General features: G+C 49.6%; 14 protein-coding genes. 8 read left to right on the plus strand and 6 right to left on the minus strand.

Features of this window, described 5'->3' with window-relative positions; genetic code table 11:
* From AC4MRN_RS15275 to AC4MRN_RS15285, 3 genes are all read right to left on the minus strand, one after another.
* The coding region (locus tag AC4MRN_RS15275; RefSeq protein WP_491203747.1) for an AMP-binding protein at positions 1-900 on the minus strand (900 nt) is incomplete at its 3' end.
* On the minus strand, positions 893-1,690 hold the full coding sequence (gene surE / locus AC4MRN_RS15280; protein WP_073323515.1) for a 5'/3'-nucleotidase SurE: 798 nt from the start codon (positions 1,688-1,690) through the stop codon (positions 893-895). The genes surE and AC4MRN_RS15275, both read right to left, overlap by 8 nt.
* Entirely contained in the window at positions 1,687-2,478 is a 792-nt protein-coding gene (locus tag AC4MRN_RS15285) for an SDR family NAD(P)-dependent oxidoreductase (RefSeq protein ID WP_491203748.1), read from the minus strand. Before AC4MRN_RS15285 ends, surE begins: the two co-directional genes overlap by 4 nt.
* A gap of 110 nt (positions 2,479-2,588) precedes the next feature.
* On the opposite strand from AC4MRN_RS15285, the gene AC4MRN_RS15290 reads away from it, so the two are divergent.
* From AC4MRN_RS15290 to AC4MRN_RS15305, 4 genes are all read left to right on the plus strand, one after another.
* On the plus strand, positions 2,589-3,041 hold the full coding sequence (locus AC4MRN_RS15290; RefSeq protein WP_491203749.1) for a MaoC/PaaZ C-terminal domain-containing protein: 453 nt from the start codon (positions 2,589-2,591) through the stop codon (positions 3,039-3,041).
* A gap of 10 nt (positions 3,042-3,051) precedes the next feature.
* The gene (locus AC4MRN_RS15295; RefSeq protein WP_491203750.1) at positions 3,052-3,816 is read left to right on the plus strand and encodes an SDR family NAD(P)-dependent oxidoreductase; all 765 of its coding nucleotides are present in this window, start codon (positions 3,052-3,054) and stop codon (positions 3,814-3,816) included.
* A 9-nt stretch (positions 3,817-3,825) separates the two neighbouring features.
* On the plus strand, positions 3,826-4,893 hold the full coding sequence (locus tag AC4MRN_RS15300; protein ID WP_491203751.1) for a phosphotransferase family protein: 1,068 nt from the start codon (positions 3,826-3,828) through the stop codon (positions 4,891-4,893).
* Between the two features lie 376 nt (positions 4,894-5,269).
* Entirely contained in the window at positions 5,270-6,472 is a 1,203-nt protein-coding gene (locus tag AC4MRN_RS15305; protein ID WP_491203752.1) for an alpha/beta hydrolase-fold protein, read from the plus strand.
* Positions 6,473-6,737: 265 nt separating this feature from the next.
* Here AC4MRN_RS15305 and AC4MRN_RS15310 read toward each other — a convergent pair whose 3' ends face one another.
* Positions 6,738-7,493 (minus strand): SDR family NAD(P)-dependent oxidoreductase, encoded by a 756-nt coding sequence (locus tag AC4MRN_RS15310; RefSeq protein WP_491203753.1) that lies wholly within the window; start codon positions 7,491-7,493, stop codon positions 6,738-6,740.
* A 124-nt stretch (positions 7,494-7,617) separates the two neighbouring features.
* Here AC4MRN_RS15310 and AC4MRN_RS15315 point away from each other — a divergent pair, with 124 nt between their 5' ends.
* From AC4MRN_RS15315 to AC4MRN_RS15325, 3 genes are all read left to right on the plus strand, one after another.
* Positions 7,618-8,532 carry a LysR family transcriptional regulator gene (locus tag AC4MRN_RS15315; protein WP_491203754.1) on the plus strand — a complete coding sequence of 305 codons (915 nt, stop codon included), beginning with the start codon at positions 7,618-7,620 and terminating at the stop codon, positions 8,530-8,532.
* 130 nt (positions 8,533-8,662) lie between these two features.
* Positions 8,663-9,073: a hypothetical protein gene (locus AC4MRN_RS15320; RefSeq protein WP_491203755.1), complete on the plus strand. Its 411-nt coding sequence runs from the start codon at positions 8,663-8,665 to the stop codon at positions 9,071-9,073.
* A gap of 117 nt (positions 9,074-9,190) precedes the next feature.
* Positions 9,191-9,790: a DUF2726 domain-containing protein gene (locus AC4MRN_RS15325; protein WP_155013918.1), complete on the plus strand. Its 600-nt coding sequence runs from the start codon at positions 9,191-9,193 to the stop codon at positions 9,788-9,790.
* Positions 9,791-9,824: 34 nt separating this feature from the next.
* Here AC4MRN_RS15325 and AC4MRN_RS15330 read toward each other — a convergent pair whose 3' ends face one another.
* Both AC4MRN_RS15330 and AC4MRN_RS15335 read right to left on the minus strand, forming a co-directional pair.
* A complete protein-coding gene (locus AC4MRN_RS15330) occupies positions 9,825-10,259 on the minus strand; it encodes a hypothetical protein (protein ID WP_491203756.1) in 435 nt (144 codons plus the stop codon).
* Positions 10,259-11,449, minus strand: coding sequence for a hypothetical protein (locus AC4MRN_RS15335; protein ID WP_491203757.1), 1,191 nt, complete (start codon positions 11,447-11,449; stop codon positions 10,259-10,261). The genes AC4MRN_RS15330 and AC4MRN_RS15335 overlap by 1 nt, the downstream gene beginning before the upstream one ends.
* A 165-nt stretch (positions 11,450-11,614) precedes the next feature.
* Between AC4MRN_RS15335 and AC4MRN_RS15340 the strand changes: the two genes are divergently transcribed.
* Positions 11,615-11,778: phosphorylase family protein (locus AC4MRN_RS15340; protein WP_491203758.1), on the plus strand; the 164-nt coding region annotated here is incomplete at its 3' end.

The following is an 11,778-nucleotide window of genomic DNA, read 5'->3' on the forward strand; positions in this document are numbered from 1 at the left end:
ACCGTCGTCGATATACAGCGTACCGCCGCTTTTGATTACCCGGTGTACATTCTGATTCCCACCGTACGTGTGATGCCAGGGCATCCAGTCGAGCAATATTGGCGGATTATTTTCCTCATCAACGTCTATTACGGTAAGCAGTGAAGCCTGCGTAGAGCACAAATTTGTGTGGGTATTCACTACGCCTTTGGGTTCGCCGGTTGAACCCGAGGTAAACAGAATTTTCGCAATATCGTCGCCTTGTATAGCTTGGATGGCGTCTGCTACCTGCGAAGTCACAGCGGTGTTGGCCGCATCGGCAAACGATACCGCATAGATCCCTTCAGGCACTTCACCTTCAGCGTACAACACCACACAATGTTCCAACGACAATGCTTTAAGTGCCCTGCCGTAGTGGGTAATGTTTTGCACAAAAATCACCTGGGGCTCAAGCTTGGCAAAAATCGCTTTCAGCTTATTGAAGTCTTTCGACAACAGCGAGTAATTGGGCGAAATGGGCGCAATAGGACAACGCGCTTTCATTCCTGCAAGGTTTACCGCTGCATGCTCCAATGTGTTGTGCGACAGGATCATCACATTGGCTTGAGGCTGGGTATTATCCAGAAACCATTGAGCCAATGCGTCGGTTTGCTTGTCGATGGCTTCATAAGTAACGAAAGTCCAGTCTGTATCGCTTTCGGTTTGGCATGCTTGCTCGCCGAGTGAATGAGCGCGCTTTTCAGCCATAAAACGGCGCTTCGGGTACTTAGCAACCGTGCGCTGGAGCATTTCAACAACGTTGTGATAACTGCGTTGCGGTACGCGATCGCAGTCCACCAGCAGTGAACCATCGTCGCACCGCTGCACATTCACTCTGGGTGCTGCCCAGGGGTTTTCTTTGAAAGGCGGTAAATCAGTCATAGGGCGTCTCTGTATTCGTGGTATTAAACGCTGGCACAACGCGGGTGCCAGCCGGGTAGGGATTGGGTTGATTCAGGCTTTGCACGGCAATGTGGTGTTTGCGCATTGTGCCAATGTCAGACGTTTCAGCTGTGATGGGCCGGTAATCGTGTTCAAACTCAAGCCAGTAGTAAGCGCGGTTACGCGGGTCGCGACGACAATCAGTAGCTACCCGCTTAATACTGCCTTCACTGCCCTCGCACCAGTCCACACCCTGTACCTGTTGAGGTGGAATGGCCGGAAAGTTAATGTTCACACACGGGGCTTTTTGCCACTTCAGGGCCAGTAGTTCACGGATAATGCTCGCCGCATAGGTTTTTGCAGTGCTCCAGTAGATCTGGTCGGCGCGTTTAAAGGCCTGACTCAGTCCTATAGCCGGCACGCCAAATTGTGCGGCCACTTTGGCAGCGCCCAGAGTACCTGAAAACCCCACGGCATCGCCCACGTTAGCCCCGCGATTGATGCCGCTTAACACCACATCCACTGGCCCTGGCAGCAGGCTGTTTAGTCCCAGCAACACGCAATCAGCGGGAGTGCCGTTTACGCTAAACCGTCGCTCACCGTGCTCGGTAACCCGCAGCGGTGTGTGCAACGATAACGACTGGGCCTGCCCGGAGCAGTCCTGATTGGGGGCGACCACATACACTTCGCTTGCGAGTTCACCGGCTAAAGCCTGTAAATGCGCAATGCCCTCTGCATCAATGCCATCGTCATTGGTGATCAGAATGCGTTGTGAAAGCGGCTGGCTCATACTTTCATGCCCGGCATATTCAGCGAAGCAGTGTTGCCGCCATCCACGGGTAGAGCTTGCCCGGTAATGTAGCTGGCATCGCTACTGGCCAGAAATGCAATCGCCGCTGCGACTTCGGCAGGCTGCCCTGCCCGTTTTAACTCACAACGTTCGCCCAACCGATGTTCAATGCCTTTTTCTCTGGCTAAGTCAAAGAAGGGGCTGGTCATGCCGGTTTCTATTAACCCCGGACACACGGCATTAACGCGAATGCCTTTGCTGGCTAAATCGCAGGCGGCGGTTTGGGTAAAATTGATAACGGCGGCTTTCGACGCACTGTAAGCATTGCCACCGGCACCGGAGCGGATCCCGGCAACCGAGGCGGTATTCACAATAGCCCCGCCCTCGGCCTGACCGGCCATAATGGCAGCCACCAGCGAGGTAAGTTTTACGCAGCCATATACGTTGACCGCCATTACGCGCTGCCATTCTGCAATATCCTGCTCATCGGCAAGCTTTCGACTGCTGACCACACCCGCGTTATTGCACAGCACGTCAAAGCGGCCAAATGTGGTATGCGCTTCGTTAATCACCTGGGTCAACTGGGCTTCGTCGGCAATGTCCACAACACTCGCCATCACTTTGGTTTTAGCGCTTAACCCCTGGGCGACGGTCTTTAAGTTTTCCTCGTTGCGATCCAGTAACACCAGCCCGGCTACATCTTCTTCTGCCAGCCGTACAGCCGTGGCAGCGCCAATGCCGCTGGCCGCTCCGGAGATCACAGCCACCTTATTGGTAAATCTTCCCATGGCATATCGCTCCGTTCTCAATATTTAATATTTTGAAAAATGCATGATTGCACAATGTAAATGATTTGTTTATTCTGCTATACGAAACTGAATACCGCAAGAAAAAATAAATGATGAATTTTGAATGTATCGACGCACTCGATAACCACGTTGGAAAATCACTGGGTGTGAGCCCTTGGTTTAGCCTTAGTCAACAACAGGTCAATGCCTTTGCAGATACCACACTGGACTTTCAGGGCATTCACCTGAATGCAGACGCAGCCAGAGCCTCTGGCTTTGACGCCCCCATTGCCCACGGCTATTTACTGTTGGCGCTGCTACCGCACCTTGCTCAACAGGTGTATTCGGTAGATGGCATGACCAGCAAAATCAATTACGGCCTCGACCGCTGCCGATTTATTACCCCAGTGCCAGCGGATGCCGAAGTTCGTGCATCATTTGCCCTTGTTGAGGTCTTGCACAAACCCAAAGGTATTCAACTCACCGTAGATGCCGAGTTGCAAATACGGGATCACGATAAGCCCGCTGTGGTTGCCCGCACACTGGCGTTGTTAATTCCATAAGGAGGCTGTTATGCAAGATTTATTTTCTCTGAAAGATAAGGTGGCGCTGATCACCGGTTCAACCAAAGGCATTGGCCTGAGCATTGCCGAAACCTATGCCGCTGCCGGTGCAAAGGTCGTAATTTCCAGCCGTAAGGCGGAAGTCTGCGAAGCCGTTGCTAACGAGTTACGCGAGAAGGGTCACGAGGCAATTGCCAAGCCTTGCCATATTGGTGACAAAGCGCAGTTGCAGGCTCTGGTAGATACCACGCTAGCCACCTGGGGAAAGATTGATGTGCTGGTATGTAACGCAGCCACTAACCCGGTGTACGGGCCGCTGTCAGAGTTAACTGACGACGCCTGGGACAAAATCATGGATACCAATGTAAAAAGCACCTTCTGGCTGTGCAACATGGTTTTACCCGGTATGGCTAAAGCTGGCGGTGGTTCAGTGATTTTGCTGTCGAGCATCGCGGCCATTAAAGGCAACGACAAAATTGGTTGCTACGGTATGTCAAAAGCCGCTGAAGCTGCGCTCACCCGCAACCTGGCTGTTGAGTGGGGGCCAAAAGGTATTCGCGTAAACGCCATTGCACCGGGCGTGGTGGTCACTGACTTTGCCAAAGCGCTGGTAGAAGACCCTAAACGCAAAGCCATTGTAGAAAACCAGACGCCACTGCGCCGACTCGGTCAGCCTATCGACATCGCGGGCGTCGCTCAGTTTTTGGCTACGGACGCCTCGGCCTACATGACTGGCCAGTATTTAGTCGCCGATGGCGGCACGACTATTTGTTAAGGAGGTATTATGAGTGCTCATGAAGCCACCTTAGTCGATGTGCTCGCTGCCCATGCTTTTGACGAGTCGGCACTGCAAGCCTATTTGCAAACAACACTGAATCAGACGTTCAGTAACTTCTCAATTCAGCAGTTTCAGGGCGGGCAATCCAACCCGACCTTCAAAGTCATTGCCGACGATCACCAGTGGGTGCTGCGTAAAAAGCCTGCTGGAAAGCTGCTGCCGTCTGCCCATCAGATCAACCGGGAATACCGGGTAATGGCGGCGCTAGCTAATACGCCTGTACCGGTGCCTACCATGATTTGCTACTGCGACGATCAAAGCATTATTGGTACCGAGTTCTATGTCATGGACTATGTGCCGGGATTGCTGATCGAACATCCGGCCTGCGAAGGGTTGTCGGCGTCTGACACACAACATATATACGCCAGTATGGCCGACACACTGGCCGCTCTGCACAATGTCGATATTGCCAGTGTTGGCCTTGATGATTACGCCAGAGGTGGTGACTATTACGCGCGCCAGATTAAACGCTGGAGCGAACAATACCGCCAGTCTTGTGAACCACCAGCAGGCGGTGGCGAAGGTGCCAGAGCCATGCAGTATTTAATGGCCTATCTGCCCGACAACATCCCTGCCGATACTACTACGTGCTTAGTACACGGTGACTTTCGGATTGGTAATCTGTTGTTTAACAGCGATAGCAAAGATGTGGCTGCTGTGCTGGATTGGGAGCTATCCACCTTAGGGCATCCACTAGCCGATCTGGCCTATTGCTGTATTCCCTATCACCTGCCACAAGACGACACCGGCACAAAAGGGTTGGTGGGTATAGACCTTGAAACGCGCGGTATTCCCACTGAAGCTGAGTTTATCCAACGCTACTGCAGTGGCACAGGTCGTGACAACATTGAACAGTGGCCCTTCTATGTGGCGTTTTCCATGTTCCGGCTGGCTGCCATTTTACAAGGCGTGTACGCCAGAGCCATTCAGGGCAACGCCAGCTCGGCCAATGCTCTGACGGTAGGCGCACGAGCCGCACTACTGGCCACTACTGCTGCAAAGTTGGTGAGTTAACATGCCCTGAAACACCACAAACCGTCATCCCTGAAACCATACTTCCCGTCGTCCCTGAAACGCGCAGCGTTATCAGGGATCTTAGAAACTCACACAACACTAATCCGGCAGCTCTACTTGCTGCCAAGTCTGAACCCCGCTTTACCGCTGACCTTAAACACTACACCTGTTTTACTAAAACACTACTCACCGTCGTCCCTGAAACGCGCAGCGTTGTCAGGGATCTGTTAACTTCAAACTACTCAATTCAGTTTAAAATCTTTTCCATCCATCATCTTAAAAAAACAGCAAAGCATGCATGTCACTAGACTCTTTTTGAACAATAACTTACTGTTAAAAACAACCTGGTAAACAGGCATAAAAATAAGGATGTTGTATGACTAAGTTTGTCAGTGTGATTGTGTTGTTGATAGTTGCGTCTTTTAGCGCAAATTCAGCGTCATTTAAAGAAAACGCCGTTAAGCGCCACCTTCCCTTTCAAAAAATAGCGATCACGTCTGCTGTATTAAATGAAACCATTGATATCTATGTTCAATTACCTTTTCAGTATGAAAGTGAATTCAGTCAACACTATCGTTATCCGGTGCTTTACACATTAGATGCGCCTGTAGGCTTGCCGCTGGTATCTGGCATTCTTGAACCGCTGGTCGGCTATAATAACGCCCCCCAAATGATCGTGGTCGGGATTTCTACAGCTAACAGAGGCCGGGATTTTACCCCAACGCCTGACGTCAATTATGAAGAACAAAGCGGTGGGGCAGATACCTACTTGCGGTTTATTGAACAGGAAGTCATTCCCTTCATAGACGCAAAGTTTCGTACCGAAGAGTTCAGGATACTCTTGGGCCATTCATACGGTGGACTGCTCGTTTCGCATAGCTTTCACAAAAAGCCCGACTTGTTCCAGGCACACTTTGCATTTAGTCCTTCCCTTTTTTGGAATAACGGGGAAACAGTCCGCGACATTATCAAGTTCATCAATAAAAACCCTTCCCACAGAAACTTTCTGTACATGAATATTGGGAATGAAGGCAATCCGGAGTCTGACTCCCCGGAAGGCGTGCAAATGCTGTCTGGCATTCGACAAATAGAAAGCGCATTTGCAGATCTGAATACGCAAAGTTTGCGTTTCAAAGTCGAGTACTTTCCAAACGAGCCACACCAAAACACGCCAATTTATGGTGTTATTGGGGCACTCAGAGGTTTATATCCTCAATGGTCAATTCCCTATCAAACCGCACTCGAGGGTTACGAGAGTGTACTAGCTCATTTCAACGAACTATCTACCCTGTATGGCTACAAAATCGAACCGAAAGAGTGGGAGATGTTCGATGAAGGGTTAGGTCAACTGCATTACCTGCAAAACCCCGCTGAAGCGATCAAATATTTCAGCTACAACATTAAGCAGGATCCCACTACGTATCGCTCGCGGGTCCATATTATTGATGCCTATTTGCAACTGGGGAAGAAAGAAAAAGCCCTGGAACAGGTAAATATGTTGCTGAGCAGAGACGACTTGACGGATGAAGAGCGTCAGCAACTTACTGACAAGAAGGTAACGGTTACTGAGCCGTTCTAAGCAAAGATCCCTGATAACGCTGCGCGTTTCAGGGACGACGGGTGAGAGGCATTTAAGGGACGACGGGTGGGAGGCATTTAAGGGATGACGTGGAGCGGCGTTTAAGGGATGACGGGGGGAGGCGTTTCATGCATGTCTGAAAATAAGATACAAGGACGCCGGTGAGTTGTGTTTCGCGAGCAACGTACAGTGAAGGTAAGCAGAAATCTGCCTTTCAGTATCAGCAAGTTAAGTGATTCGGCAGTACTGAAAGACAGAGTGTTAGTTACAGCATCATACCGCCCGATGCTTCGATGCGCTGGCCGTTAATCCAGTAACTCTTTTCACTTAAGAGTGTAGCGATAGCGCCGCCGATATCATCTGGCAATCCAACCCGTCCTAACGCAGTTTGTGAAGCAATGGCCTGATTAAGCGCTTGGTTGTCGCGTATTTCACCGCCACGGAAATCCGTTTCAATGGCACCAGGTGCCAGGGTGTTCACCCGAATCTTTCGCGGGCCAAGCTCTTTCGCCATGTATCGGGTCATAACCTCTACCGCGCCCTTTGCCATGCCGTAGGCGCTGTAACCCGGAAAACAAAAACGACTGAGCCCTGAAGACACGTTTAAGATTGCGCCGCCATCGGCAATCACCGGCAGCAGTGATTGGGTCAAAAAATACGGCCCTTTCACATGCATGTTTAATAAGCTATCCACCTGCTCCAGTGTAGTGTCTGCAAACGGGGCATTGATGCCCGCACCCGCATTATTCACCAGGTAATCAATACTATTACGGCCAATTTTATTGGTTAGCTGGTGCGTCAAATTTGCAACAAAAGCGTCAAAACTATCAATGGCAGCGGTATCCAATTGCATGGCCAGCGCTTGTTGACCGGCCCACTCGACTTCTTTTACCAGTGAATCAGCCGCCCCTTTATTACTGTGATAAGTGATTACAACGTCGCAGCCCTCTGCCGCCAGTGCCAATGCACCCGCCCTGCCTAACCCTCTGCTTCCGCCGGTAATTAATGCCATTTTGTTCATCTTTTTGCCTCTGTGTTTAAGACCTGAAGGGATAATTCAGTGGCAGTTTATGCTCAGCTTACTGTTTAAAAAACACATAAAAACCGATAACATTGTTCACTCAAAACAAACAATAGGCTACGCGATGGACAAATTCGAGATGTTAACCCGGTTCTCGGAAACCGCCAGAATAGGCAGTTTTAGCGGGGCCGCAGAATACCTGGGGTTACCTAAATCCAGTATATCTCAGGCGGTACAAAGCCTGGAGAAAACCCTCGGTACCCGCTTGCTGCATCGTAGCACTCGCCGTGTGAGCTTAACGCCCGACGGTGAGGCCTTTTTACCGCAATGCCGTGCATTACTGGCAGAACTCGAAGCCATGGAAACGCAGTTTGTGAGCAACCCAGCTGATTTGCGCGGCGAGTTGCGTGTGGATATGCCGAGCCGGTTTGCGTCAAATATCCTTATACCCAAACTGGGCGACTTTATTGAGAAGCACCCCAATTTGAGACTGCGCATCAGCAGCTACGATCACCGCATTGATATGATTAAAGAAGGCATTGACTGTGTGATCAGAGTGGGCGATTTAGCAGACAGCAGCCTGATTGCCAGACCGCTGTTGCGCTACCGCGTTGTAAACTGTCTAAGTCAGTCTTATGCAATGCGCTTCGGTATTCCGAAAACGCTGGAAGATCTGCAGCATCACAAATTGATTGATTATTCCCACTCACTGAGTCAGCGTGCCGGCGAGTTTGAATATACTACTGTTGACGGCACTCACACCCTCACCATGCCAAGTGCCATCGCGGTAAATGGGACAGAAGCCTATTATTCTGCCTGCCTGAACGGCTTGGGAATAGCTCAGCTCCCCATTGTCGGTGTAGAGCAAGAGATTGCCAATGGTCGTCTTATTCGCGTTTTAGAAGAGTTCGAAGCGCCCGCTATGCCAGTAAATTTACTGTATCCCTCTAGACAGCAGTTATCTCCGCGATTAAAAGCATTCGCTGACTGGCTGGTAAGTATGCTGAATGATATTGGTCCCGATACTACGAACATCTGATATCCCGCTCCCGTTGGCGCTATACCTAACCACTCGAACGTATACCCTTTGTGAATGGTAAGGCATTGCCAGTCGACGCTTGCTCTCCTATAGTGTGAGTACGACCAATTTTCGATACATGACGACCTACATGACTATGCGCCGGTACCTACTTTCTGCCCTGGGCTTTTCGATGATGACGCTGAGCATGTCTGCTCACGCAACGTCGGCCCCTGAGTCACAGCCTGATATCACGACGTGCCCAGCATCTTTTTATGCCGTTAAAATTCATGAAGAAGCGCGTCAGTGTCAGCGTTTTGACGCACAGATGCCTGCGTCTATGGTGTATTTCGTAAATGACTCTACCGATGCACTGGTTGCATTTTATCTGGCACTGATGCCTGACCTGCACCTGAAAGGCGAACACAACGCCAGAATCCTGTTAACCAATGACGCAGGTGACGTTCGCGTGGTGGTATCCCCCGACGGTGAGGGTGCACAAATCGATATTTTAGTAGTTGCTGACACCCAAACCTCCACCGAATCATCAGCTGCGGAATAGCCCTTAACCTCTCCTATCATTATTGGCATTGCCTTTGCAATTTCTTCAATACGTTCGATAACGGCGCCGGAAAAGTCATTTTTTTGACACTTCGGACTGATACACATTGAGGAAATTATGGAACTTGCCATTGTCTTATTTATGTTACTGATTGTTGTTGCGATTGGTGCGCTTAAGCTCGCTGATCACGGTGTGAGTTTTCCTTTCCGTAAAAAGCAGCAACTGTTTACTCAGGTAGAACACACGTTTATTAATTTGCTTGAACAAGCCGTTGGCCGGGAATTTCGCATTGTTTCACGTGTGCGACTTAACGACTTACTGGCGGTGCGCAATTCAGCGAACAAGCGTCAGGCGCGTCAGGCTCTGCTACGTGCAGGCAGTAAACAACTCGATTTTGTGTTGTGTCGTCGTGACGACATGACGCCGGTGCTGGCTATTGATTTAGTGCACAAGCAAGGCAAAGAAGGTTATAAAACCCAGCGCGACTGGTTTGTAAGCGGCGCACTGGATGCAGCTGGCATTCCCCATGCGCGGTTCAAAGTGAAATCAGGCTATTCGGTAGAAGAAGTGCGTGAATGCGTTGAAACCAAGTTACTGCCTTTGCGTAAACAGCAGGCTAAACTGGACGCCAGTAAGATGAATCCACCAGCGCCGAAGCGCCCTACCCGCCCGGTTCGCTCAAGCCGTCAAGCAGGTGGTCAGCAGGTCGCTGCTTAAACTCAACAATACCCTCCAGGCAATACCACACTGGTTATTGCCTGGTTTGATAAACAACAGTTAAATGATCCGGAATAGGTACGTCGGCAGGGAAAAATGCCACCGTGCCTTTATGCGTTGAAATATACGCCAGTAAATTCTCGACATCCTGCATTTCCTTTGGCGGCTTTGAACGCCCACTAAAACGCATTTGCGACCAGTACGACTGGATCCTAGACTCCGTCAGACCAATGATTTTGGTATTAAATACCGCTCGGGTTAAGGTTTCAGGCGGTAGCGACACCGGCTCTAGCACCACGTCAATAGTGTTACCCATAAACAAGTTTCTGACTTCGCGCTTGTCCAGCCGGATATTTTTATTTTCGACGTTAGCAACAACCACCACATCCCGGCTTTCAGCCGCGCTCTCACCGGAGCCTATTGCCCCCCAACATACCAGTATCAATGACAACTTCATAAAATATCGCATCAGAACACAAACTCCATTCCAAATTGATACAAGTTCGCCCGCTCATCAAACGCACTTGCTGCGCTTTCAGAGAGTGGCTCAAAAGTAGAAATACCAACTCCGCCCTGATAATGACTTACTTCAGCTTTAAATGCCACATTTACGCCCGCGTCCCATCTTACGCCAAGGGTCAGACTCTTTAAATCAGACGCCTTGGTACGCTGCAGCGTGGTGTTATACGCAATGAATAATTGATCCAGCCCGGGGTTAACACCAAACGGTATTTCATTGACTGGCTCAACTTCTGAAGTAATGAGATTTGCAAATGTTATGTGGGCTGTAACCGAATCGAATATATAGCCACCCTGAACGTAGTAACTGGCAATGTTAGGCGCCAAAATGGTATTGGACGTAATCTTCATCCATTCCCAGGCCAAATGATAGTCGAACTCTTCGTAAATCGCGCCTAACTGATAAATATCAAATTCGCCCTCCATGGTAAGCGAGTTGGCACTCTGCACAAACCCGGCACCTCGCAGAAGATTGGCGAATTCTGTAATTTCTTCTAAATCCAACGCAAAATCAGCGGTGATATACGAAGACCGAAGTTTAAGGTGATTCCCCACAATGGCATTGAAAACCACGCCCTGCAAATTATCGATGTCAGTGGGATAACGCTTTTGTTGAAAGCTCGTATTCCCATTGTAACGACCGGTGTAAAGCTCAATCGCACCGCTTACCTGACCCAGAGAAAACCGGTGAATACCGCTCAGTCCTTCGTACTGGTTAAACAAAAAGGCGCTGTAGAGTTGTTGCGGAGGAGAGAGCCAGGCATAAGCAAAGCCGACATCCAGCACATCGGAATAATGGTAAAAGGGCGTACGCATCTTGCCCGCTTTAAATAACCACTGAGAATTTGGTTCGTAAGTCAGGTAAAACCATTCAATGCCTGAGTCACGCTCACTATTGTTGTGGGCCAATAACTGAGACGTCACAGAGAGGGTGTCTGTCAAATGATAATCGGCCTGAATGGCCAGCAAACTCTGCTCACTAAAAGACAATTCGTTGGTGTAGCCTTCAAACGAGACGTTATTGTCATCGAGATAACCCGCGACCAATCGGCCAAAGCCGGATATTTCTAATTTTTCGGCACCGTAGCAAACCTGACTTACGCTTAGGCATACCGCTGCGATGCACAAAAAAACACGCATGTTAAGGCGCTTGAACATACCTTTACCCTATCAACCACTGCCATCGCTCAGTATAGATTAATTTGGCGATTTACTATGAGAATATTGCTATTCATATTAGACTTTCGGGCTTCTTATTGACCATACTGAGTGACATCAGTTTTTCACACAATCAAAAGGTATCCCATGAAAATTGGAATTCTTGGCGCAATGGATCAGGAAGTTGCGCTACTTCAGGCCAGCTTAGACAACCCGGAAGTAGTGGAGTGGAAACATTTAACGTTTTACACCGGCTCGTTACACGGCGTAGAAGTGGTCGTAGTAAAGTGTGGTATTGGTAAGGTTGCAGC

The sequence above is a fragment of the Marisediminitalea sp. genome, assembly GCF_984433645.1.